Annotated in this window: 15 protein-coding genes; 4 read left to right on the forward strand and 11 right to left on the reverse strand. The window is 42.9% G+C overall.

Annotation, left to right across the window (positions count from 1 at the left end):
• The first annotated feature begins 278 nt into the window (after window positions 1-278).
• Window positions 279-2,117: a sensor histidine kinase gene (locus tag QR40_RS29815; RefSeq protein WP_052430827.1), complete on the forward strand. Its 1,839-nt coding sequence runs from the start codon at window positions 279-281 to the stop codon at window positions 2,115-2,117.
• 38 nt (window positions 2,118-2,155) lie between these two features.
• On the opposite strand, the gene QR40_RS12555 is transcribed toward QR40_RS29815, so the two are convergent.
• The 11 genes from QR40_RS12555 to QR40_RS12610 form a co-directional block, all read right to left on the reverse strand.
• Window positions 2,156-4,759 (reverse strand): glycoside hydrolase family 38 N-terminal domain-containing protein, encoded by a 2,604-nt coding sequence (locus QR40_RS12555; RefSeq protein ID WP_052430828.1) that lies wholly within the window; start codon window positions 4,757-4,759, stop codon window positions 2,156-2,158.
• A gap of 57 nt (window positions 4,760-4,816) precedes the next feature.
• Entirely contained in the window at window positions 4,817-7,030 is a 2,214-nt protein-coding gene (locus QR40_RS12560; RefSeq protein WP_044295277.1) for a glycosyl hydrolase family 95 catalytic domain-containing protein, read from the reverse strand.
• Between the two features lie 29 nt (window positions 7,031-7,059).
• Window positions 7,060-9,348 (reverse strand): helix-turn-helix domain-containing protein, encoded by a 2,289-nt coding sequence (locus QR40_RS12565; protein ID WP_044295278.1) that lies wholly within the window; start codon window positions 9,346-9,348, stop codon window positions 7,060-7,062.
• Between the two features lie 34 nt (window positions 9,349-9,382).
• Window positions 9,383-12,526, reverse strand: coding sequence for an alpha-mannosidase (locus QR40_RS12570; protein WP_044295279.1), 3,144 nt, complete (start codon window positions 12,524-12,526; stop codon window positions 9,383-9,385).
• A gap of 7 nt (window positions 12,527-12,533) precedes the next feature.
• The gene (locus tag QR40_RS12575; RefSeq protein ID WP_044295281.1) at window positions 12,534-14,237 is read right to left on the reverse strand and encodes an extracellular solute-binding protein; all 1,704 of its coding nucleotides are present in this window, start codon (window positions 14,235-14,237) and stop codon (window positions 12,534-12,536) included.
• A 62-nt stretch (window positions 14,238-14,299) separates the two neighbouring features.
• On the reverse strand, window positions 14,300-15,220 hold the full coding sequence (locus tag QR40_RS12580) for a carbohydrate ABC transporter permease (RefSeq protein ID WP_027292672.1): 921 nt from the start codon (window positions 15,218-15,220) through the stop codon (window positions 14,300-14,302).
• A gap of 47 nt (window positions 15,221-15,267) precedes the next feature.
• Window positions 15,268-16,188: an ABC transporter permease gene (locus QR40_RS12585; RefSeq protein ID WP_044288914.1), complete on the reverse strand. Its 921-nt coding sequence runs from the start codon at window positions 16,186-16,188 to the stop codon at window positions 15,268-15,270.
• Between the two features lie 140 nt (window positions 16,189-16,328).
• Window positions 16,329-18,932, reverse strand: coding sequence for a glycoside hydrolase family 38 N-terminal domain-containing protein (locus QR40_RS12590; RefSeq protein WP_044295283.1), 2,604 nt, complete (start codon window positions 18,930-18,932; stop codon window positions 16,329-16,331).
• A 341-nt stretch (window positions 18,933-19,273) separates the two neighbouring features.
• Window positions 19,274-21,154: an ABC transporter ATP-binding protein gene (locus QR40_RS12600; RefSeq protein WP_044288913.1), complete on the reverse strand. Its 1,881-nt coding sequence runs from the start codon at window positions 21,152-21,154 to the stop codon at window positions 19,274-19,276.
• A complete protein-coding gene (locus tag QR40_RS12605; RefSeq protein WP_044295286.1) occupies window positions 21,144-22,889 on the reverse strand; it encodes an ABC transporter ATP-binding protein in 1,746 nt (581 codons plus the stop codon). The genes QR40_RS12600 and QR40_RS12605 overlap by 11 nt, the downstream gene beginning before the upstream one ends.
• Before the next feature lie 149 nt (window positions 22,890-23,038).
• Window positions 23,039-23,467: a MarR family winged helix-turn-helix transcriptional regulator gene (locus tag QR40_RS12610; protein ID WP_044295287.1), complete on the reverse strand. Its 429-nt coding sequence runs from the start codon at window positions 23,465-23,467 to the stop codon at window positions 23,039-23,041.
• Window positions 23,468-23,619: 152 nt separating this feature from the next.
• Here QR40_RS12610 and QR40_RS12615 point away from each other — a divergent pair, with 152 nt between their 5' ends.
• From QR40_RS12615 to QR40_RS33175, 3 genes are all read left to right on the forward strand, one after another.
• Window positions 23,620-24,252 (forward strand): GyrI-like domain-containing protein, encoded by a 633-nt coding sequence (locus QR40_RS12615; protein ID WP_052430829.1) that lies wholly within the window; start codon window positions 23,620-23,622, stop codon window positions 24,250-24,252.
• A gap of 63 nt (window positions 24,253-24,315) precedes the next feature.
• Window positions 24,316-25,236, forward strand: coding sequence for a helix-turn-helix transcriptional regulator (locus QR40_RS12620; protein WP_044295288.1), 921 nt, complete (start codon window positions 24,316-24,318; stop codon window positions 25,234-25,236).
• A gap of 73 nt (window positions 25,237-25,309) precedes the next feature.
• Window positions 25,310-25,717 carry a DUF3795 domain-containing protein gene (locus tag QR40_RS33175; protein ID WP_044295290.1) on the forward strand — a complete coding sequence of 136 codons (408 nt, stop codon included), beginning with the start codon at window positions 25,310-25,312 and terminating at the stop codon, window positions 25,715-25,717.
• Window positions 25,718-25,727: the final 10 nt, after the last annotated feature.

A 25,727-nucleotide genomic window follows, 5' to 3' on the forward strand; every position in this document is an offset into this window, starting at 1 on the left:
TCATGAATCATGACCGACAGCTCTGCTGCAAATCTCATATTAGGCAAAGTATAGCAGGTAACATTGGAAGTTACAAGATATATAAGATAAATTATTTGCATTTTTCTGTACTTATTTATCTTCTAATTAATGAATGATATGTTTATTGCAAAGCCTATTGTATTATAGTAATATAAAATATAAAACAAAAACAGACACAATTGAAACTTAACGTTTATCTGGCAAAGAGGATTCCCAATACATTTTCTGCAGCAGATAGACAATGAGGAAGGACCACTATGTATATAAAACATTATTCCAATAAAAATACCTTACTATTACGAGTTACACTGATCATTCTATCTGCTGCTGTTTCCATAACGGCAGTCATACTTTTCACCACATTGTTTCGCTTTGACCAGCAAATGAAAGTGGATGGAAAGTTATTTCCTGTAGAAATCATCGGGGAATACAGTGAAGAAGGCGGCCCCTGGAAGACTTTAACCCACCAGACTGATTTTGAAAATAAGGATCTAAGGGATATTACGGTGCGTGGTTACTTCAGCAGGGATATTCCGGAGGGAGATAAGATCTTTATTAACATCGATCATATGCGTGTTTCCCTTAGCATAAACGGTAAAGAAATTTATGCTACCGGACCTGTAAGAAGCCAGGGAAATCCCACCCAGGCAGTTGGGAAACAGTGGGTTAACATTGTTTCACCGGGCATTACCTCCAGCGACAGTGTGGAATTAAATTTTGGCAATCTCTATGGGAATGCCTATATGATTCAGTTTGATGAATTACTCCGGCAAATGCATACCGGTGATGAACGAATGATGTTGTTTAAAGCAGTAAGCAATGACGGGTGGACGATGAGCATCGGTACGATTTTTCTGTTCCTGACGTTATTTTTGCTAATCGTTGCTCTGGAATGTGCCATTTTGAAACTTAAAGGTGCACGCCGTTTTCTGTGGCTTGGATTGGTTACACTGTTTTCCTCCATCTGGTTCTATACCCTGTCTCCTGCCCCTACGCTGGTTTTGCCCTTTCCTGTATTTCTGAATGTCCTTTATGCCTTTTCCATGCAGGGAATCGCAGTATTTGTTGTACTATTTGCAGCTGAACATCTCTCCGGCTGGAGAAAGCAATCCTTATTATACTGTACCGGCCTTCTGATGCTTGTCACCCTTGCTGCAATGCTGAATCAGATATTCCTTATACAGGATCTCTATACGGCCATTAATTATTTCTCCATTCTGGACCTGCTCATTGCACTGTGGGTAATCTTCTGCCTGTTTTACGAAACACGCAGGCTGAACAACAGAGAATCTGCCCAATTACTGAAAGCCATTTTCCCTCTGGCAGTCTGTGCAGTTTTAGAATTAATCAATGGATATGTGCAGTTTTCAGAGGCCGCCATTCTATTGGGACTGGGATTAATCTCCTTTTCCCTGATTGAGGAAATCTATACCATACGAAGGATCAAAGAGAGTATGAACAGTGAAAAACGTGCCCTTATCCTTGAAAATGAGTTAAACCAAAATCGTATTTCCGTGATGCTCAGCCAGGTACAGCCCCATTTTCTCTTTAATGCCCTGCAGGGTATCAAACAGCTCTGTGACACAGAACCTGCCCGGGCTTCAGAAGCATTAGAGCGTTTTTCCTTTTATCTCAGGGGTAACCTGGATTCTTTGATGGACAAACAGCTGATTTCTTTTGAGAAGGAAATGTTTCATGTGAACAATTATCTGTATCTGGAAAAGATGCGGTTTCCGAATAAGCTGCATATTGAAACCGAGATTCTGTATCAGGACTTTCTGCTTCCCCCTCTTACGGTCCAGACAATCGTGGAAAATGCAGTACGGCATGGAATTATCAAGAGAAAATCCGGGGGTACGCTGTGTATTAAAAGTGAGCGAACTGACGATAACATTATGATTACCATCCGTGATGACGGACTTGGATTTGATTTGGACATTCCGAAAGAGGATGGACGTACACACGTGGGAATCGAAAATGTACGCAGCCGGCTCATGCTGCAATGCGGCGGCTCCCTGGTGGTCGAGAGTGAAGCAGGTGTGGGTACAACAGTTAAAATCATTCTGCCGCAGAACGTGGAGCTGAAATCTCAGTAATTGGGGTATTGGATTCAGGTTGTCGCTGCAAAGCTGTTTCACAGCACGGTGGAACCGGAAACCATCGCTTTTCCAAAAATATCACAATCCTTTAATCCAACCGCCCCAGGTGTCCATTGAAAGGTTCTAAGCTCAAAGGGCTTCAGCTCAAGCTCCTGCTCATACCCGTCCAGCGGAAGGGATACCTTCACCTTTCGCCTGCGTCCTGTGCTTTCAAACAGGCGAATCACATAAGCCTCCTGACCGGCAGCCTTTCTCCATGAAGATAGAATTACAGCGGGATCATCCACTAATATGACGCTTCCCATCTTCTTTCCTTCTCCTGAGGGAAATGCCTGCAGTACAACCGGCGCCTCCTGGAACACAATGGCTTCATTCATCACCTGCTCCAGACGTTCGGAGCCATTTCCTCCCTGTATCACAAAAGAAAATTCCCGTTCTCCCTGATCTATGTAAGGCAGGTAACGGTCCTGTACCAGAAGGGGTCTGTCTCCAATTGGGTGCGCAGAATATACGGCAGAGTGAATCAGCGATATCCTCATGGTTCCATCCATAAAATCTACGCCGGAATTGCCCATATTCAGTACGGTCAGAGCAGAATTCTCTTGCCCGTCCCATAGCCCGCACCAGCGATGGAAAACCTTTTCTTTCCCATCCGTTTCCTGATCCATTACACCGCAGACCGTTTCGCTGCGCCCTTTGGCTTCTTTCAGACAGGTGGGAATCTCAAATTTTAAAAACTTGCCCTTCTCTGTCCAATTAACCTTTACTTCTACCGTAACGGCAGTTCCGTAAACAGGAAGAATATAATTGATACAGGCTTTGGAGGTTTCATAGGAAAATACAGCCTCTACCACAGTTCTGACGGGACCACTTTCAATAATCCGCACGCTGTCTATCACCGTTCCTGCCCTGCCATGGCAATCATTGTACACTCCACTGAAGCGGCTCCCTTCCTCCTTTTCCATCAAGACAAACCGCCCTTCCTCCTGTTGGTAGCTTTTGCGGTTCATTCCCCATGGATCACAGTCCGTCTTCATGACCGTTAGGGCACATCCTCCTGTTTTAAGATAATTTCTTCCGTTTACCCGGTAAGCATCCAGGAGGCCTGTTTTGCAGTTTACAGCCGCATATAGCGTACCATTGTCAAATACAATCTGCTCATTAGAAATCTCAAGTGCCTGATTCTGTGCGTTTCCCGGTCTTTGCTCTGTCATCCGGATTCCGGCAGAAAAACGGTTCATAGAAGCCGGTGCCAAAGCAGCATGGAAGGTCACTCGCTTTCTCCAGTCCAGATTCAAATTGCAGGCTTCTTTTTCCACCTGGCTTTTGAGTTCTTTTCCATTCCGGGTAATATATGGGAGCGCATATTTATCTGTCCAGTTCTGATTTGCCAGCTGGAAATCACAGGTGAAATCCCGTTCCACCGGGTAGGGGTGCGGATTGTAGATCAACACAGGAAACTCTCCCTCCTGAGCCGGTTCTTCTCCATTCATTAAGGCAAAAAAGGCCTTGCGCTTCCACTTTTTTACGATTTCCAATCCAAAGCTTAAGGTCTGCAGACTTCTTTCTTCTGCGGACCGGATAGCTGTGCCCGGCAAAATATCGTGAAATTCACAAAACAGCAATGCTTTTTGTGCCTCCTGTAACTCTTCCTCCGGGTAAGAGAGAAGTCCCAGGGCAACAGCCTGTGACAGCATCTTCTCGGTTACAGACAATTCCCCTTCCAGCTCTCTGTGCTTCTGCTTGATGCGTATTTGGGATGTATAACAGCCCACAGACCAGGCATTCAAATCCTTTTTCACGATCGGTTCTGTTTTCCCGGAATTCATGCACAACTGTCTGCGTTCCGAGAAATAGGCTTCCGGCGTAGAGTGAATCAGATTCCACTGTGGCTCATCTGATGAATCCACAGCGGATACGGATAATTTCACATCCGGATTTTTTGCCATCATCATTCGCCCGATCTCTTCCAGATCTATCCTGGATGGTCCGCCTCCATGATTACCCACTCCCCACAAAATGCATCCGATCTGAAGATTTGGATTCATCCCTTGTTCTTTCAGCCATTTGTGTATAGTCTTTCCTGCTTCTCCCATCAGGGTTCCATAGGTATCCGATCTGTGGGCCATCACTCTGGATCCGTCAAATCCTTCCCAGATGAAATCATCCTCCGGCAGCAAGCAGTCACCCTGCCCCGGACGGCAAAACAGATACGACTCATATCCGGCCTTTGCCAAAAGCTGTACCAGCCCTCTGCTGTGTCCGAAGGAATCAAAATTGATTGCCGTAGTATTTGTTACACCAAACTTTTCCTGAAAATAGTTTCTTCCCAACTCTATCTGCCGAAGAATGGATTCGCCGCTTGGCATATTGCAGTCCGGCTGCAGATACCAGCCTCCCATAATATGCCATCTGCCCTTTTCCACAAGACTGCGGATGCGGGCAAACAGCCTGGGTTCATACTCCTCGATCCATTCATATAACAGTGCCTCGTTATGATTAAACACCAGTCCGTCATATTCTTCACAGAAAGCAGCTGCCATACGAAAGGTTGACAGGGCTGTGGATATTCCTTCTTCCATATCCCACAGCCATACGGGATCAATATGGGCATTACAGATTAAATGCAGATTTTTCATTATAACTTATACTCCTGTCTCTTCCATTATTTTAAGCCGGAATAAATTTGAATACAATCACAGGAACTCAAGTACCCATTCCTCTTCGGGACGCACATAAATCGAGCAGGTTCCGTTTCCATAAGTGACTATTTCTTCACCATTTCTCATGATACACTTCAAATGGTTTTCTTCCTTCCAATGCAGTATCAGGGTTTCCTCCTCTGCCGTATGAATCACGGCTCTTCTCATATGATAATTCCTTCTCTCCAGAGATATGCGGTGTCCGCCCTCTACCGTAAGTCCACGGCAGCTGCATTCCTTCCATTCATCCGGCATCCCCATCATCAGCCATATTCCACTTTCTGCTCTGTGTACAAACATTTCACATAGAGCGGCAGGAATAAAGAAGCCCGATTCCAGTGTAAATGCATCTGAGCTCTCTCCTGCGTTGGTGTCAGATATCCGCAGAACTCCGTTTTGATAGGGATCTCCATTTACCGTAAAAGAATTGCGGGATCTAAAAACCATGCAATAGATTTCCAACATGGTACGGCACATATTTCCTCTTCCGCATCTGGCTGCCATAATTCCCATATATGGGAATGAAAAAGCCGCATATTCCAAAAATCCCTGATTGACTGCCGTATCCAGAGAACGATTTGCCACCTCATTATGGGACTCCTGGCACAAGGGATAAATGGGGTACATCTGGCAAAAATGACGGTGTGAGCCAAACACCTCGATCCCGTCAAACAGTGAAAATCCTTTTCCCGTGGGAACTACTGGCGCCAGGCGGCGTTCCCATTCCAAAAATTTACTTCCATCCCTGCCGAGAACTTTTGAATAACCTTCCATTTTCCGGCACAAATAATGCAGGCAGGATAACGTAAACGTGGAATCATCCGCCATCAGCATATGACCATCCCGGTCTACCTCCGGAGATTGGGTAAACGGAATATGTAAATATTCATCTTCCTTTTCATAAGCAATGGACTGATACAGATGAATTACCTTCTCTATAAAAGGATAGATTTTATCTCTAAGGGTATCCTGTTCTCTGCTATATTCATAGAACCAGGTAAAATCCACTGCTACGAACAGCTCCGGTCCCAGAATCGTATTCCAGTAACACCACTCAGAGGCAGCTCCTGTTCCGTCCGGCGCCATCATAGTGGGTACATGGATGGCATTTTTAATACCAAACAGCTTCCATGCCCGCTCCTCCAGTCTGGGCATTGCTTTTGCATAATAATCAATATATGGACGCACCAGCTTTACATTTCCTGTTTTATAGGCAGGCCAATAGCAGGACTGCACATTCAGGTCATTGTGCAGATCTCCGAACCATGCCGGCATCCGGTTGTCCGGATTCCATACTCCCTGAAGGGTAATGGGGGAGGCATCTTCTCTTTCATTGCAGTAGAGCTTATACATTTCCTGCTCAAAAGCCTCCTGCAGCCTTTCACTTGGCACCTCTATCCCAAAACCAGACCAATAGGCATTCCAATCCTTCTCATGACTCTTGAGATAACATTCTGTTCTGGCAAGATAATCCTCCGCCAGGCTCTCGCCTGCCGCACTCATACAGGATTCCTCTTCCAGATTTCCCGCATTAATTCCAACTGCCAGGGCAATTCCCTGCTGCAGCTGCTTCTGACGGCCGCAAAGTACCGCTGACATATCTTTGCCGAAATGCTGCTTTACGGTAAAGGTATCCCCCTTCTCTATCTGGATGCATGGCTCATAATTCCAGTTTTTCAAAGGCTTCAGTCTTGGAGATTCCAGATCCCAGCCAAGCGCATGAATCTCTAACCCCTTTTCTTCCCCCTGTATGTCACTGCTCCATTCCATATACAGAATATTCACACAGGAATCCAGCCAGATACGTCCTTCCATGGTTCTTTTGTGATCCAGTTCCAGAGAAATAACGGACTGCGCATGCTTTGGATTTGTTCGTGCACAAAATCCGGTTACTTTTCCCGGAATTCCAATTTCAACTGCCAGAGCCGGAAGCTTAGTCCTTCCGATATGCTCTTCAAAAATATTCGTATCCTCTACATATTCCGGATTTCCCTTCAGATATTCCGTTTTATGCTGCAAGATCTGCTGAAATACGGCTTTGGGTTCATCAGGAAGGGTCTCTCTTAATTCCCACAGCTTCACATGATCCAACGAGATGCATAATTTTTCATCACGAATGTATAATACCGCTCCCATATTTCCGTTTCCCCAAAATGGTCCTTCGCAGAACTGATAGGGAATTCTGTCAATTATTATGTTTCTATCCATCTATTTACTACCTCTGTTTTCATTATGAATTATTCTTCCGGTTCTTTTGCAATCATCTTTCGGTATTCGTTTGGTGTTGCCCCCTTAATCCGTTTAAACGCTGTACGCATCACATAGACACTATTATAACCAGTCTGTTCCGCAATCTTTTCTACGGTGGCATTCGTCTGAAGCATCAGACACACCTGCTCGATTCTTACCTTTTCAAGATAGGTAGCAAAATTCTCTCCAAACAGTTCCTTGAACAGCTTGGAAAAATAGGTACTGGCATACCCAAAATCATCTGAAATCTTCGTCAGGCTCATATCGCTGCTGCTATAATGATTGCTGATATATTCTTTAATTTTTTCCACCTGACGATCACTTCTTACATTATTTTCATCCTGAACCTTTTCACAAATAAATTTAAATATATTATTAATCCGCTGGAAACGCAGCAGGATATCGCTTTCCCGGTTTAGCTGTTCAATCTGCCGGTAAAGTTCCTCCTCTTCAATATCAATCTGCCCATTCAGATTATGCAGTACCTTAAACACCGTACACTGAAGATCATTTACAAGAAAATGCATCATGGCGGGGCTGACATTGTGCTCTATGACATTTCCCTGATAAACTTCCGTCAACTGCTCATGCATACTTTTGGCATTCCCTGTTCTCACTGCATTTACAAGTCTTTCCTCCAGTGGTGCCGGGAAATAATAATATTCATTGCTATTGACATAATTTTCATAGAACAGCACATTCCGGTCAGAAACGGGTCCATACTGAAGCATCTCATATATCTTGTCGTAAATTTTACTAATCTGTGAGATTTCTTCACAGAGATTTCCTACGGCGATTCTAGCCCGAATCCCGTATTTTTCCCACAGGGCATCCAGGAGTTCTTCCATTTGTGCTTTCATCTCTGCCTTATTCAATTCATAGGACTGATCCATGGTGCAGATCATTGCACCTGCACGTATATCCATATCACACGCATACTTTGTCCCCGGTATCATCTCCTCCAGTCCATTTTGAATCACCTGTTTATATAATGCTGATTCAGTGGCATACATTTGATCCGCCGTAAGGGTATCCGCATGAATCTGGAATGCAATCACCAGAATTTTTTTACCTGTCAGATAGATATCATATTCCTCCAGGCTGCTGTCCAGCCTGCTCTCCATCCCGCACAGAAGATTTTCCAGAAGAAGCCCCCTGGTCACCAGCTTCTTCTCCCGAATGCTGTCTTTCAGATTGGTATTGCTGCGGATCAATTGCCTGAGGGAATTTGAAATGTAACTCATTTCATCTCCCTTCATCGACTTGTCTTCCTTGTTCTCCATTTTAAACAGCATTTGCAGCATCTGGTCAACCTTTCTCCCACGATGCCAGGAAACCAGAAGAATACTGGCGATTCCCAAAACTACAGCCAGCATAATCAGTAAAACTGTTTTATGCTGCGCATCCGTAATCTGGGCAGATATGTATTCCTGTGGCAGCACCGCTACAAAAGACAGTCCGGTTTCATCGGAAACAGAACGTATAATCTCCACACTGCGGCCACCCATCTCTGCCTCCTGAATGCTTTGCCCGTTTTCCAGATATTTGGCAGGTACCAGTTCCAATTCATTCTGAGCAGAGGGAATGGTCAAGATTACCTTTCCCTCCTTATCTGTCAAATACGCCCAACCGGCATTTGCCACGTATGGATCCTTAAGCAAAGATTTGATAGCCTGACTTTTAATGGGGAATACAAAATTTCCTTTTACTCCGGAATAGGTAATCAGAGACTGTACATACAAAATCATATTCTGGCTATTCCTGTTCTGCATACTGACCGCTTCCGGGAAAATATGCTTTGAATAACTCTCCTGCATCCGTTTTTCCCATTCATCCCACTCCATGCCGTCATATTGAAAAAAAGCCTTACAGGAAGACTGGTCCAGAAAAATGTGATCCGGACTGATAATCATCTGGCTCTCACGAAGGAACAGATAGTATTCTTCCACAAAAGTCTGTATACGCATGGCACTCATATAATCCTGGGCCGACAAAAGTTTTGAAATCTGGATATATTTATCCTTCTCCTTCATATGGGCAGAAATATCCTTTATGGTATTATTTGCAGACAAGTTGTATACGATAGTATCTATTTCACGGAAATTGTTATCAATTGTATCTCTGGCATGTGTCAGGTTCGCCAGTACACTTTTGCTGATATTGTCTTTTGTGACATTTGAAATATTCTCCAGGCTGACAATATTCAGCAAAAGCGGAATTAAAAAAACAAGCAGATAGGTAATAATCAGTCTGGTATATACTTTTTTATTCTTCATTTTCACCCTATTCGTGTGTTGTCAGATATTCCGGCTACATGCGCAGCCGGATGTTCTTAATTTCGAAAGCTCTGAAGTTCAACCGAAGTACGCCATCTGTGACCTCTAATACCTCCTGGTTTTGCTCCAGCATATTACAACTCCACGCACTCTCTACATTTTGATTAATTTTGACCTCTGTGGAAACTGCTGCACCTGCTGCCTCATACAAACGCAGAATCAGATCTCTGCTGTTATCCTCTGCAGGCTTCAAGGTCTCCATCAAAATATTTTTACGATTCATTTGGATAAACTCAAAAAGTAATGCCGTACCCCTGATCATTTGAGGCTTTACATTCAGTTCATACCCCTGTCGAATCACATCCGATTCCACAAAGCTGCCTTCCCATGCATAAAACGCATAAGTAAAATGCTGGGTTCCGTTATCTGCACGCATGTGGGGACTGGAAGCCGCCCGCAGCAGCGTCAGCTCCATCTGATTTCCTTCCACGCTGATTCCGTATTTACAATCATTCAGGATTGCTGCTCCATGACCGTTGTCACAAAGTGCCGTATACCGGTGATTGCACACCTCAAAACGATCCTTGTCATAAGTACGGGAACGGTGGGTTGGGCGTTCCACATAGCCAAATTGCATTTCATTTTTTGCATTAAGCGCATATAAAGATACGGGAAATGCTGCTTTTAGCAGTCTGTGTAGCTCCTGCCATTCTATGATGGTTTCAAATTCCAGTCTCTGCTGATTGGCATCCAGACGAATATACTGCACGTAAGTGGATTGACTGATCCGCCCGCTGACCTTCACTACTGCCTGAAGTCCCTGGGACATAATCTTAATCTCCTGCCCATATGCTCCATCTGTCTCCTGCTCCAGATAATTGTCGTCAATATCCCAGGCATCAAAATGTCTCGGCACATCCTTGAACAGCCTCAGTCTGTTCATTTCTCCGGCAGCCATTTCTCTTTTTGAGCATTTCAGTATGTAAGAAATCACATGTCCGCATTCATTAATCAGAACTGAAGCATATTCGTTTTCCATATGGCAGCCGGCTTCATCCAGCCACGCACAGGCTCGCGGCTGCTTTATTTCCACAGCCCTTTCTTCCAGCACCTCATTTTCACAACTGCAGGCTTTCAGGGTAATCCATCCGCATGACGGGAGCTGCACACATGCCAATACCCGGTTTTCATCCTTCTGGACTGGTACTGCCTTTCCCTCTGCAGTAACGGCACCATCTTTATATCTTTCTGGAAGTTCCACCAACACATTCCTTGGAAATGACAGCGAATTCAATACGGTTATGTCCTCTCCCTGCAAAGTCAGAAAAGCTGCCGCCTTATAGGTCATTTCCGCCGCTGCTTCTAAAATGGAGTTATGTGCTGCCTCTGTTTCTTGATAGACCCTTTCAATCGAAGATCCCGGAAGTATATCATGGAACTGCTGAAACAGCAGCGACTTCCATAAGCTTTCTGCCCGTTTGTGATCCCACGCCATTCCCTGTATCAATGCAAGGCTGCTCCAGATTTCCATTTCTCTCATGGCCAGCTCACATCTTCTGTTATGATTTTTCACCTGTGCCTGTGAGGTGTAGGTTCCCCTGTGAGAGCTGAAATATAATTCTCCGCAGTATGTATGTCCGGGGCCTCCCTCCGCATCCAACATTTTGAAAAATTCCTCCGGAGCCCCCATCTGCATTCTGGGACTTCCCTCCAGATTCTCTTGCCTGAGCACATATTCTATATGATCTCTGGTAGGTCCGCCTCCTCCGTCACCATATCCAAACGGAAACAAAAAGGTCTCCAAATCCTCTTTTTGCTCCCGTTCATTCCATACCGTCCCAACTTCCTGTGGGTCTGTCTGGTATGTATAGCTGGTAGGCAAAAATGAGGTTACCCGGCTGCCATCCAGTCCTTCCCAGTAGAAATAATGATACGGAAAGCGTTCTCCATCATTACAGCACCAGAAGATTTTCTGTGTCACCAGATAAGGAACATCGCATCCCAACAGAATCTGCGGCAGTGCGGCGGTATAGCCAAAGGTATCCGGAAGCCAGAGCACCCTGCTGTCCACCCCCAGTACCTCTTTGTAATATTTCTTTCCATAAAGCAGCTGGCGGATCAGAGCTTCTCCTCCCGCCATATTCGTATCCGGTTCTACCCACATCGCTCCATCAGCTATCCACTGTCCCCGGGCAATTTTTTCCTGAATCCTCTGAAAAAGCCCGGGATAATGCTGCCGGCACATTTCATAAGCGGCTGGCTGGCTCTGTATAAACCGGTACTGTGGATATTGATCCAAAAGCCGCAGTTGTGCCGCAAAGGTTCTGGCTGTTTTCCGTTTTGTTTCCTCCAGAGGCCATAACCATGCCAGATCAAGGTGTGCATTTCCAACAGCCCAGAAACGCGGTGCGGTTGTGCCGTTTTCTGCAGCCAGCACTTTCTGCAGGTGCAGCCTCGCCTTGGCATAGCATACCGCCCTGCCGGACTCATCCTGTTCAAAATCCACATCATAGGTAAAGCGCTTTAATGCCTCTGCAATTTTATAAGCCCGCAAAGAACTTCCATCCAGCACTTCAAGCAAATGAAAGAGGGTATTCACATCCAGAAAAAGCTGGTATGCCTCTTCCCTCCAGATGCCATAGGTGGATTTCCCCAGAACCCTTCTTTCCCCCTCCTTCTGCGGATCCTGAAAGCTGCCTGGGAGCACCGGACCTGTGGCACAATACCCGGTTTCACAATTAGGAAAATAGTGACCTGCATAAGTTTCCATACAAATTTCATAGATGTTCCCAGCCAGCCCTTCTTCCGCCAGAATATTATCTACCATAAAATGGTGGGGATGCGCTACCCAGTCAGCCCGGTATGTACCAAATTCCTGTCCATTTACAAATAGTGCAGACTCTCCCCGGGGCTGGAGATTCAGGACAATTTTTTTGCCTTGCGCTTCCCCGGGAAGCGTAATCTTCCCGCGGAACCAGCAGTATTCCCATGTTTCTCCCCATGTATAACCAGGATTCACGGCTTCAAATGCAAGGCTTTTCAGCTCCTTATACTCATAGTGCCTGTCTGTTCTGTGTGCTTCAAAATGAATTTCTTCTATTGGTGTATAAAAATCTGCCTTCAGGGTTCTGATCCAATGCTGTATTCTGTCATTCCACTCCGCGTTTAATATCATCATAACCTCACTATTTTGCTTTGTAGTATAAATCGTATGCTTTCTGATACAACTGTGTATAAGTTTCTACGTTATAGCTTTCCAGGGTTGACACATAGGTATCCCAATCCTTATCCAGGCTGAGTTCACCGGTGATAAACTGTGCCATGGAGGTTTTTACATATTCCTGCAGGGAGGTTTGAAGCGTGGCAAACTGTTCTGCATCTGCATCTTCCTCTAAAAAGATCTGTCTTGGAAGGTATTCTTTATAGAAATAACCGACTACTTTTTCTGTTTCTTCATATAATCTGGCTTCGTAGGAAGTAGAAACATACATATCCTCCGGAAGCGGATTCATAGAAGAGCGGAATTCTGCCATCTGATTCTCCAGGCCTGTCCAAAATGTGTTTTTATTGTATTCATCATTTTCATTGGATGTGTATCCCGGCTTTATCCAGTAAATAGCTTCTGTTCCAGGGAGAATAGACTCTACGGGCTTCTCCATGTCACCCCAGTATTTTCCTTTTTCTCCATACATCATAACCATGGAAGCCTCATCCCCCATGATAAAATCGCCTACTTTAAATGCCACTTCGGGGTTCTCGCATTCATCAGTAATAAACCAGTTAAATCCCTTTGTCATATCAATATAATCTTTGTGAGGCTGATATCTTGCACCTGTTGATCCTTCTACAGGTACCATAGCATGTGTAATCTCATTTAAGTGTTTGTTTTCCAGATCAATACCCATGGCAAAGTGATCTGCCGTATATCCGAATACTAATTTTTCATCAGAATGGATTACCTGCTGCATCTGGTCGCTCTTTTGTGAAAAAGCAGTAGGATCAATCAGTCCGTTCTGGAATAAATCATGCATATATGCAAGGCCTTCCTTGAATTCCGGTTTATTGCCGGCAAAGATAACTTTTCCGTCTTTTGCATAAGAGAGGCTCTCTTTATCACAAGGTATAAAGGAATTCATTAGGTACCATTCCAGCTGGCAGTCCCAGTCCGGACTTCCGGTCAATGGAATCTCATCCGCCTTTCCATTTCCGTTGTAATCACTGTTTTTCACTGCCGTCAGAACTTCCTTCAGCTCTTCTGTGGTAGTCGGTTCGGACAGATTCAGACTCTTCAGCCATTCTGAATTATACCACAGCTTCGGATAAGCCTGACCATGATAGGATTCGCTTGCGGTAGGGAAGCCATACATATTTCCATCCGGTGCATAAGCGTTCTGCTCGTACTGCGGTCTCTCCTCAAACATTTTCTTCATGTTATTCCCATACTTTTCATATAAGTCATTGATCGGAATAAATATGCCCTCTTTACCGAATTTCACCATCTTCTGTTTATTCAGGTTATAGCAGATTACATCCGGATAATCTCCGCTGGAAAGCATCAGGTTCAGCTTTGTATCGGCATCCGCAGCATCACTGGGAAGTGCAACAAATTCAAGATTTACTCCGGTCTGCTCTTCAAGCCAGCGGATTGCATAGTTCTTATCGGAGTATTCTCCTTTTTCATTCATCTGAACTGCTACCGTAATAGTTTCTCTTTCTTCTGTCCCTGGATTTTCGGAGCTGCTTTTCGTACCGGCTTCGGATGCCGTACTTTCATTCGATTTGGTGTTTGCAGGTGTTTGTGTGTCTTCACTCGTTTTGCAGCCTCCAAGCATCATTGCTGCGGCAAGTCCTATTGCGGCAGCTCTTGTTACCAATGTTTTTCTTTTCATATTCTTTCTCCTTCACTTTTTATATATTATAATATATTTTTTTAAGATACAAATACTTTCTGTTATCCCTTGATCGATCCCATCATGATCCCTTTGACAAAATATTTCTGAATAAAAGGGTACAGAATCATAACCGGAAGGGATGATACGATAATCAGAGAATATTGCATCAACGTTTTCAATTCCTGGCGGTTCATCTGCTCTGCCAGACTTAGAGACATGCCCATGCTGTCATTCAATACCAGAATATTTCTCAGGATCATCTGAAGAGGCTGTTTTGCCACGTCATTTATGTAAAGCAGACCTGAGAAGAAATCGTTCCATTTTCCTACGGCATACAGTAAAATCATTACGGCAATAATTGGTTTCGAAAGAGGTATTACCATATTTACGAAATATTTCCAGTCCGAGCAGCCGTCAATGGAGGCACTTTCGTAAATGTCCAAAGGTATAGAACTCTGTATATAGGTCTTAATCAAAATGACATTCCATACTCCAACAGCCGATGGAATTACCATTGCCCAGAAGGTGTCTATCAGGTGCAGCTTGCTGACCACCAGATAAGTAGGAATCATGCCTCCGCTAAAGAACATGGTCACGGTAAACAAAAACATAACCGGGCCGCGGATTTTCAAATCTGTTCTGGACAGCGGATATCCAGCCAATAATGTCAGGCTTACACTAATGATGGTACCAACAACTGTGTATGCAATGGAATTCAAAAATCCCTTCATGATGTTGGGTGATTGGAAAATAACCTGATATCCCGCCAGTGAAAAATCAACCGGAAACAGAAAGACCTTACCGGAAGATACTGCACTTGCATCGCTGAACGAGGATGCTAAAACGAACAGGATGGGAACCAGAATAATCACCATAATTACAAATAGTAAAATCCATACAAAGACCATCAGCATTCTGTCAGATGTCGAATGATACAATTTTATTTTATTATCTTTTTTTCGTCTTATATTTGTCCACATTTTTTTCACTGCATATTGCAGGCCTGCCTGCAATACTGACTCCTTCCCTACCAAAGACTTGTATCGCCAAATTTCTTGGATATTTTGTTAGCAGCAAACAGTAATATGAAGTTTACTACTGAGTTGAACAATCCTACCGCTGTAGCAAAGGAGTACTGCATATCCCGAAGACCTCGTTTGTAAACATAAGTAGATATAATCTCTGAAATAGGAAGATTCAGACTGTTCTGCATCAAAAATACTTTTTCAAATCCAATGCCCATAATGCTTCCTACTGCTAAAATCAGCTGTATGGTAATAATCGGCTTAAGCGCCGGCAGTTCTATATTGCGAATTCGCTGCAGACGATTTGCACCATCTATCAACGATGCTTCTACCAGCGACTGATCTGTATTGCCCAGGGCAGCAATATAAATGATTGCGGAATATCCTGTGGTCTGCCAAACTCCTGACCATACAAAAATATGCCTGAAATAAGAGGCTTTCCCCATAAAATCTACCCGGTCTATATTCACCGTCTCCATCATGTTGTTAACAATCCCGATGTTCAGATGGAGACATTGCAGTATAATTCCTACCATAACTACCGTCGATATAAAATATGGAGCATAAGTTAAGGACTGCATGAATTTCTTAAAACGCTTTCCGCCTATCATATTTAATGCCAGAGCCAGAATAATCGGTGCCGGAAAACTTACAAGAAGCTGATAAAAACTAAGGATCAGTGTGTTTTTCAAAAGCCGGATCAAATCCGGGTTTTCAAAAAACTGTACAAAATATTTCATCCCCACCCAGTCGCTTCCCATTATGCCCTTCTTAAAAGAATAATCTTTAAAGGCAATTGCGATTCCGCCCATAGGCACATAGCAAAAAACAATAATGTAAGCCAGGGGCAGCAGAAGCATCAGATACAATTGCCATCGCCGCTTTATATCTTCCTTCAGGCTCCATTTTTTCTTTTTTTCCATTCTTTTTCCCTTTCTGTCTTATTTTATTTATTCCTTTCTGATATCACACTACAACGAAATGATTCACCCGTATAGAACATATCCTTGTGATACCTGATAATCCTTGATTATTCCGGGGTGAGGATTCTTGTGGCAAGTGTTTATTTTTTCCATTTGTGTATTTCAGCCTTGAGATGTATCAGTTTCATTGTTCCGGGCTGCATCATGATACGAACCCGATTTCCCTCTGTTTCAAGAATTTCCAAGCTTTCTTCCGAAGGTGAGATTCGTTCTGCCTCCCTGATTTTCCAGACAGACGATTTTAAATAGCAGATGTCCTTTTGGTTTGTATTATTTTTGAGCAGGATATGGATACCATCATGATTTTTTGACGGTGAAACAGATAATACCGTACTCTCTCCCTGAAACTCCAGAAGCCTTTGCTCTTCTTCCACGGCTTTTACCGCTGCTCCTATGGTCACTGGATGCTTCGCTCTGATACCATCGGAATGCATGCTCTGTTCCCGGAACTGTTCATGAAGATTCAGTTCATAAGCGAAGGTCATCCTGCCGGACTGATTGGCACAGAAATTGGTACTCCAGTAATTATTCAGGGGCCAGGCTGCCAGCAGCGGATTCTCTTTTCTTTCAATGCTTCTGTTTTCTTTTGCAAACTGAAAGTTTCCCACCTGAACCATCGGCGCATCCGGACATGACAATGTAACACACATCCTATCATCATACATGCTCACTCCTGTGTCCACAGTCAGGTAATCTCTGCAGGAGAAGCCAAGCTGCTCCTCATCCAAACGAACCATTTCACCAGCAGTGTCATAGCTGCATTGCCAGCCTTCTGACATCTTCAGCGGGATAACAAACATCAGTGACTCCGGCTCACTGACTGGTTCCTTATAGAAAGCAGCCTCCATTCTGATATCCGGACGGTATGTATAAAAGGTGATTTTCTGGCGAATTCCTCTTGTTCCCTCCATGACACCTTCTGTAACAATGGAAATCTGATATTCCTGACGCTCTGCATGCCAGCTGCAGCTGTTTCTTTTCGTATGCTTTGCCTTCCACTCATGATTCCAATGTGATTTATCATGATCATTTACTTCATTGCGGGCTCCATACATGGTTTCCCTGACAGCTTCATTCCACTGGGTATCTACAGTTTCCCTGACTGCCTCAAAAAAATCGTATCCACTTTCGGAACTCAAAATTTCTCTGCCACTTTTCTGATCAACGATCTGCCGGATACCGCCGGTGGATTCATCCAGATAAACCCGGTAAAAAGGAGTGGTAAGCACATGATTCTCCAGATTATAATTTTCTTTCAACGCACTGCTTTCCTTTTGAATTTCCCTCAGAGCTTCAAAGGGCATGGTTTTTACGGTATAAGGCGGCAATGTCATTACACCGCAGTTTTCCACCGGCTCTGTCTTTTCCAGGTAAGGAACATAAAATTTGCTTCTGTGGGCACCAATATGTCTTTTTTCTTCCAGATAATCCTTGGGAAACTGTACCTGGAATGTCTGACTGTACGCCGTTGGGTTCACTACCGCTACTCCTTCCAGCTTATCGCTTTGATACGGATTACGGCAATATTGTTCCATCTGACGGCTTAGCATATAGGAGGAAAGATCAGCGGCTTTATAGGCATTTTGAAGCTTATAGTTCAACTGGCAAAAGGTTTCCGGCGATTCCGGTTCTGAAACAGACTGGGAAGCTCCCCATGTATGCTCATCATAAATGACCATACTTTCCCTGCATTCCTCTTTCACACACTCATAATGGCGGTCCTTCTCAAGCGTGAAGCATTCCAGCATCTGAGCTGTCTGCAGCAAGTCTTTTCCCAGCCTGTTTACTCTGGTTTCTCTTGCAGTACTGGCACATCCAAAGTTCCAGTAATCGGTCCAGTCCCCTTTATGCACGGGAACCGCTTCTTCCTGCAGCAGCCTGTCTCTCAGCATATCTGCCGTCACAAAGCGTATCTTCAGCTCTGGATTTTCTTTATTATAGCGGCAAATCAATTCCGGAAGCTCCCAATCCGGAGGGTTATTGTCGTATAGCGGCGGATTTGTGGCAGTCAGGAAAAGAAAATCTCTTTCATATCCCTGGTCCTCCATCCATTTCACATATTCGGTCAGGCCTTCATGCATGGTAGCGGTGGACGGCTCCCACGAGCGGATGAACTGACTGAACATGGAATAGTGCTCTCCTATAAAAGAGGGAAGTCTTCTGCCATCAGACATCTCCCATTGAAAGAAAGTCATTCTTGGAAAGGGAATTCCCCCAAAATGTGTATTGATACCAGTCAGGTAAAAATCAATGCCACTGTCAATCAGCAGCTGCCCCAGCGTCCAGGGCTGTCCATTCACATCATGATTGACAGCCACTTTAATTTCCATTTCCAGCTCCTGTTCCAGCTCCCTGAGATCTGAAAGCAGATACACCAACTCACCGGCATCCACTCCGGGTGTTGTATGCATGGGCAGCGCAGTCACACAGATTCTTCCTTCTTTTATATGACGCCTGAGCCTTACAATCTGCTCCTGTGCGGCCGTCTTCAGCCAACGCTTCAAAACACAACTGGCCTCAATGGTCCATCTGAACTGTGCCTCTTCTGGATAATTCCGCGTTTTCTCAATTAACTCCATGGCCTGATCCAGATAATCCGACTGAAGCTCCATTATCAGAGGCTGCGGATGGGTATAACCAATATCCAGGTGGCTGTGAGACATACACCATATTTCTTTAATCATAGTTCCTCCTTTTTACTGCACAACAGGCAATTGTTTGATTTAATTCCTTCCTGTATTCACACTACACCTAAATGATTCACCCGTATAGAACGTATACTTGTGAAAGCTGATAATACTTGATTATTCCAGGGGGAGGATTTTTGTGGCAAGTGTTTATTTTTTACAATCTGGTAACGAAGTCTGGAGCAAACAGTTTACTAGTATCGGATTAGCCTTCAAAGACAACGGGATCTATGCTATCCCTTACGCAATAATATATAAAAAAAGAAGAGGATTCTGTAAACCAGAGTCCTCTTCTTTCACTATCAAAATCATTTACAATTAAAAGTTAAAACATGTTTCTATTCCAGCTCAAATGCACCTGTATACAACTGATAATACTTGCCTTTCTCTTCAATCAGTTTATCATGACTTCCGCGTTCAATAATCTTACCATGATCCAGAACCATAATAACATCTGAATTTCTGACGGTAGAAAGCCGATGGGCAATTACAAATACTGTTCTGCCTTTCATCAGTGCATCCATTCCCCTTTGAACAATGGATTCCGTTCGCGTATCGATGGAACTTGTCGCTTCATCCAGAATCATTACCGGAGGATCGGCTACCGCGGCACGGGCAATTGCCAGAAGCTGTCTCTGCCCCTGGGATAAGTTCCCGCCGTTTCCGGACAGCTGCGTATGATATCCATCCGGAAGCCTGGTGATAAAGTCATGGGCACCGGAAAGCTTTGCTGCTTCGATGCACTCTTTCTCTGTAGCATCCAATTTTCCATATCTTATATTTTCCATAACTGTGCCTGTAAAAAGATTTGTATCCTGGAGTACAATGCCCAGTGATCGACGCAGGTCAGCCTTTTTAATTTTATTAATATTAATACCATCGTAACGAATTTTACCGTCCGCTATATCGTAAAAACGATTAATTAAGTTGGTAATGGTCGTTTTTCCTGCTCCGGTTGCCCCTACAAAAGCTACTTTCTGCCCAGGCTCTGCATAAAGAGTAATATTCTGAAGCACGATTTTATTTTCTTCATAGCCAAAGTCCACATCGAACAGCCGTACATCTCCGGTTAATCTGGTGTAAGTTGTGGTACCATTTTCATGAGGATGTTTCCATGCCCAGGTGCCGGTACGTTCTGTACATTCCACCATCTCTCCGTTAACTTCTTTTGTATTGACCAAGGTTACATATCCTTCATCTACTTCCGGGATTTCATCAATCAGGGTAAATACCCTGTCAGCACCAGCCAGACCCATAATAACCGCATTCAGCTGGTTGGATACCTGACTGACATTTCCGGAAAATTGTCTGGTCATATTTAAAAATGGAACTACAATGCTGATGCTGATTGCCATGCCCGATATGCTAACATTTGGCACGTTACTAAGAAGCAGAATACCACCAACTAAAGCAACTATTACATAGAGTACATTTCCAATATTGTTAAGGATCGGCATCAGCGTGTTGGCAAATTTATTTGCCTGCTGGGCATCGTGAAACAATGCATCATTGTAACGGTCAAAATCTGATTTACTCTCTTCTTCGTGGCAAAATACCTTTACGACCTTCTGCCCATTCATCATTTCCTCCACAAACCCCTCTGCTTTTCCCAGAGCAATCTGTTGGCGGATAAAATATTTAGCTGAATTTCCTCCAATTTTCTTTGTGACAAGCACCATAAATACCACACCGATAACGACTACAATTGTCAGCCATACGCTATAGTAAAGCATAATAGAAAATATCGTCAGCACCGTAACGGCAGATACTAAAAGCTGAGGGAAACTCTGGGATATCATCTGACGCAGAGTATCAATATCGTTGGTATAGTAGCTCATAATATCACCGTGGTTGTGGGTATCAAAATAGCGGACTGGAAGATCCTGCATACCGTTAAACATTTTCTGGCGCAGCTTTTTTAGTGTACCCTGCGTGATTACAGCCATCATCTGGTTGTAAATAACAGATGCACACAGGGACAGTACATAAAAGGTTACCAACAGCAATACCAGTCCGATGATTTTGGCAGAAACCGAATCCCAGTCACCGCTCTGCCAGCTCTGTTCTATGGTTGCAATTACATTCTGCATAAAAATAGCCGGGATGGAACTGACAACCGCATTGAAAATAATGCAGATCAGTACCACAGGCATCATTACAGGATAAAAACTAAACAGCGTCTTAATTACCCGCCCTAATACTCCTTTTTTACTCTTCATCAGAACCACCTGCCTTATTTTGTGAATTGTATACTTCCTGGTAAATCGTATTTCCTCTTAACAGCTCTTGATGGGTTCCCACTGCATTAATGGTACCTCCATCCATGACCACAATGCGGTCAGCATCCTGTACAGAAGAAGTTCTCTGTGCAATGATAATCTTAGTCGTATCGGGAATAAACTCCCGAAATGCTTTTCTGATCTGGGCATCCGTTTTCGTATCCACCGCACTTGTAGAATCATCCAGAATAATAATTTTCGGTTTCTTCAAAAGAGCTCTGGCAATACAAAGCCTCTGTTTCTGACCGCCTGATACATTGGAACCGCCCTGTTCTATGTAAGTATCATATTGCTCCGGGAACTGCATAATAAATTCATCTGCCTGAGCCAGCTTACATGCTTCTATCATTTCTTCGTCTGTGGCTTCTTTATTTCCCCACCGCAGATTATCTTTAATGGTACCAGAAAACAGGATATTTTTTTGCAGTACAACTGATACCTGGTTCCTAAGGGTTTCTATATCATAATCTTTAACATCAATCCCACCTACTTTCACTACCCCTTCTGTAGTATCATAAAGTCTTGAAATCAGCTGGATTAATGAAGATTTTGATGAACCGGTTCCTCCGATAATACCTATCGTTTCTCCTGATTTTATATGAAGATTAATGTCGGCAAGCGCCATTTTTTCTGCTTTCATTGAATATTTAAAATTAACCTGTTCAAAATCAACAGAGCCGTCTGCCACTGTAAAGACCGGATCTGCCGGATTCGCCAGCGAACTGTCTTCTCTTAATACTTCAACAATACGTTTCGAAGATTCACTTGCCATGGTGATCATAACAAATACCATAGACAGCATCATCAGGCTGCTCAATATCTGAAAGCTGTATGCTAACAGAGAGGATAACTGCCCTACGTCCAAGTCCAGGCCTCTGGAAGTAATAATTGTATAAGAACCAAATGACATCACAAATATCATTACAGAATAAATACAAAACTGCATTAGCGGATTGTTAATGGCTAAAATCCTCTCCGCTCTTGTAAAGTCATTGCAGACATCTCCCGCAGCTGTTCCAAATTTTTCTTTCTCGTAGTCTTCTCTCACATAAGATTTTACAACACGCATACCTTTGATATTTTCCTGCACAGAATTGTTAAGAGCATCGTATTTTTTAAATACCTGCTTAAATAATGGCATTACTTTTCGGATTACCAAAAAGAGTCCAAACCCCAAAATCGGGATTACAATCAGGAAAACAAATGCCATTTTCCCACCCATAATAAAAGCCATGGCAAAGGCAAATAACAGCATTAACGGACAGCGGATAGCCGTTCTCACAATCATCATGTAGGCATTCTGAACATTGGTAACATCAGTGGTAAGCCGGGTTACCAGGGATGATGTTGAAAATTTGTCGATATTCTCAAAGGAATAACTCTGTATTTTATAATACATATCCTTTCTGATATTACGGGCAAAACCGCAGGATGCCGTTGCGCATGCAGTTCCCGCCAGTGCTCCAAAAGTCAGGGACAATCCTGCCATGACTACCAGCAGCAATCCGTATTGAAACAGAACTATAAGATCACAGCCCGCTTTTATCTGATTGACCAGTTGCGCAATCAAAAATGGAATAATACACTCCATAACAACTTCCAAAGAAACCAATATCGGTGCCTGTATGGAGGCTTTTTTAAATTCTCTGATACATTTCATAAGTTCTTTTATCATTGCTTTTCCTATCTCCTTTTCTATTTTCCATCATCTTTACCAACAAAATAACGGGCAGGTTAATCAACCGGATTTATGTGATTAACACTACTCGTTTCGCCTTTTTAGCTTCTCTATTTATTTGTGCCCGCAACTAGTTGGGTAAATGATTACCTTCCAAAAAAATATTCTGTTCCCTTGTTCCCTGCCTGCTTTAATAATGTGAGAAATTCTGCTGCCTGCTCTTCTGACATATCCTCTGTAATCATAGTTTCCCAATCTGACATTACTTTGTTTATTGTGTCAAATGCCTTATAAGCTTTTTCAGTGGGATATAACCTGCTGGTGCGCTTATCATTTACAAAAGTTTCTCTGGTGAGATACTCTTCTTTTTCTAAATAATCCAAAGCTCTGGTAATATTACTTGGATGGACATAAATTAACGTCTTCAGCTTATCCTGGGTAATGCCGGGATTTATACAAATGTGGATAATGAAGACATGATGGCTGCTGTTGATATTCAGCTCTTTAAATTGTTGATCAGCGTATACATTACTTAATCTTCCTAAAATAGACAGCCACTTAAATACTTGACCCATGACAGCACCCTGCTTTCTTTTTTAGTCATTATAGCACTATATTATTGCGTGCGCAACTTCTTTTTTATTTTTTATTCTTTTTTGATTTTAATTGTGACACACAGATGTCACAATATACATGGTATGATTATATCAAAAAGGAGGTATTTATTATGAATTACGAATGGAAAAAAGAAGAAAAAGAAATATATCTGCCGAAAGCAAAGGCTGTGCTGGTCTCCGTACCCAAACAAAGATTTATATCCCTGAAAGGAAAAGGAGACCCAAACAGCTGCGAATTCAGTGAAAAAATCAGTGTACTATTCCCTGCTGCATACAGCATAAAATCCCAATATAAAAAATATTGCAAATCCACAGCCCAGGATGTTTTATATGATAATTATTCCGTTAACCCTCTGGAAGCTGTATGGGACATGACTGAAGACGGAAAACAGTCTGACAAATTAATAAAAAGTGAACTTATTTATGAAATGATGATCGCTATTCCTGATTTTGTGCCGGACGAAGTAATTGCAGAAGGGATTGCAAATGTTAAGAAGAAAAAACCGAATCCTCTCCTGAATGAATTATCTGTGATTACCATGGAAGAACGTTTATCCGTTCAAATACTCCATAGCGGATCCTATGATGATGAACCAGCCAGCTTTAAACTGATGGATCAATTCTGTCAGGATTATAACCTCAGAAGAACCGATGATACGCATATAGAAATATATATCGTTGTTAAAACCGTCATTCAGGCTAATTTAAAAACCGTTCTGCGCTACGATGTATGCCCAAAATAAATATGTTCCTCTTGTTACATTTATGTTAGAATAATGACATGGGGTATACCAGGAGGGATTGCTATGCAGAGTAATCGGTTGTTTGAAATTATTTATATACTGCTGAATAAAAAAAAAGTTACTGCTACGGAGTTGGCTGAGTATTTTGAAGTGTCAAGACGTACCATTTGCAGGGATATTGAGATGCTCTCTTTCGCCGGCATTCCTATTTATGCCAATAAGGGAAGATACGGCGGAATCAGCCTGCTGGACAATTTCGTTTTAGATAAATCACTGATCACTGATTCGGAACAGCAGGAAATTCTAGCATCCTTAAAGATATTGGAAGAATTGAAATATCCAAATGCCAAAGAATCTCTTGGCAGACTGGCAAATCTATTTCAAAAGACCAACGATGATTGGATTTCTGTCGATTTTTCGCATTGGGGAAGTCATACAGATGAAATCGATACTTTTTCCATAATCAAAAGCTGTATTTTACAGCAGATAATCATTGAATTTGATTATTTTAATTCTTTCGGACAAAGCAGTTGCAACCGGATAGAGCCGTACAAGCTATGGTTTAAAGAAAAATCATGGTATATAAAAGGATATAGCCTCAAACACGAGGAATTTCGAATTTACAAAATGACACGGATTAAAAATTTAAAAGCCGCATCCCAATCCTTTGCCAAAAGGGAACTGCCTTCCGAATCTGCCGGCATAGAAATGAGATCCCCCTTTGAACTTGTGAACTTAAAACTTCAATTTTCCAGTGAAATCGCTTACCGGGTTTATGATGAATTTGATTTGGAACAGATAAAAGAAGATGAAAAAGGAAATTTAATCGTAACTGCGGAATATCCCTTAAATGACTGGGTATACGGTTATATCCTATCGTTCGGAAAAGAAGTGGTGGTTCTGGAACCGGACCATGTAAAAAAGCATATCTTGGAGATAGTAAATGAAATTACCGGAAATTACATAGCACTATTTGCAAAATGAAAATGTTATATGAAAGGTGACATCTAATGGCACCTTTCTTGCGATACCATATCACTAAAGGAGCGAAAGTCTAATGAAAATGACATTAAAAATTGAGGAGCAGATGTTTGCGCCTTGCGGGATGAATTGCATGGTCTGTTATAAACATTGTTTCACAAAAAAACCATGCCCTGGATGTATGGGTATGAATACAGGAAAGCCGAAACATTGTCGTAGTTGTAAAATAAAAGATTGTGTCCAGAAAAAGAGTCTGACTTACTGTTATGAGTGTACCGATTTCCCATGTAAGTTAATAAATAATCTTGAAAAAAGCTACAATCAACGATACGGAGAAAGCCTTGTAGCAAATAGTTTAATTGTTAAGGATAATGGTATTCCATACCTGCTGGAAACACACAGCAAAATCTATTGTTGCCCAAAATGCGGGGGTGTGATTTCTCTGCACGATAAAGTATGCAGTGATTGTCGGAATCCTGCGTAACTAAACGTAG

This window comes from Robinsoniella peoriensis (assembly GCF_000797495.1).
GTDB lineage: Bacteria > Bacillota > Clostridia > Lachnospirales > Lachnospiraceae > Robinsoniella > Robinsoniella peoriensis.

Bases quoted from the DNA above. Each gene is read 5' to 3' on its own strand.
- QR40_RS12560 (WP_044295277.1), bottom strand. From the start codon at position 7,030: ATGGATAGAAACATAATAATTGACAGAATTCCCTATCAGTTCTGCGAA.
- QR40_RS12555 (WP_052430828.1), bottom strand. From the start codon at position 4,759: ATGAAAAATCTGCATTTAATCTGTAATGCCCATATTGATCCCGTATGG.
- QR40_RS12565 (WP_044295278.1), bottom strand. From the start codon at position 9,348: ATGAAGAATAAAAAAGTATATACCAGACTGATTATTACCTATCTGCTT.
- QR40_RS12600 (WP_044288913.1), bottom strand. From the start codon at position 21,154: ATGAAGAGTAAAAAAGGAGTATTAGGGCGGGTAATTAAGACGCTGTTT.
- QR40_RS12575 (WP_044295281.1), bottom strand. From the start codon at position 14,237: ATGAAAAGAAAAACATTGGTAACAAGAGCTGCCGCAATAGGACTTGCC.
- QR40_RS12620 (WP_044295288.1), top strand. From the start codon at position 24,316: ATGCAGAGTAATCGGTTGTTTGAAATTATTTATATACTGCTGAATAAA.
- QR40_RS12580 (WP_027292672.1), bottom strand. From the start codon at position 15,220: ATGTGGACAAATATAAGACGAAAAAAAGATAATAAAATAAAATTGTAT.
- QR40_RS12610 (WP_044295287.1), bottom strand. From the start codon at position 23,467: ATGGGTCAAGTATTTAAGTGGCTGTCTATTTTAGGAAGATTAAGTAAT.
- QR40_RS33175 (WP_044295290.1), top strand. From the start codon at position 25,310: ATGAAAATGACATTAAAAATTGAGGAGCAGATGTTTGCGCCTTGCGGG.
- QR40_RS12570 (WP_044295279.1), bottom strand. From the start codon at position 12,526: ATGATGATATTAAACGCGGAGTGGAATGACAGAATACAGCATTGGATC.
- QR40_RS29815 (WP_052430827.1), top strand. From the start codon at position 279: ATGTATATAAAACATTATTCCAATAAAAATACCTTACTATTACGAGTT.
- QR40_RS12585 (WP_044288914.1), bottom strand. From the start codon at position 16,188: ATGGAAAAAAAGAAAAAATGGAGCCTGAAGGAAGATATAAAGCGGCGA.
- QR40_RS12605 (WP_044295286.1), bottom strand. From the start codon at position 22,889: ATGATAAAAGAACTTATGAAATGTATCAGAGAATTTAAAAAAGCCTCC.
- QR40_RS12590 (WP_044295283.1), bottom strand. From the start codon at position 18,932: ATGATTAAAGAAATATGGTGTATGTCTCACAGCCACCTGGATATTGGT.
- QR40_RS12615 (WP_052430829.1), top strand. From the start codon at position 23,620: ATGAATTACGAATGGAAAAAAGAAGAAAAAGAAATATATCTGCCGAAA.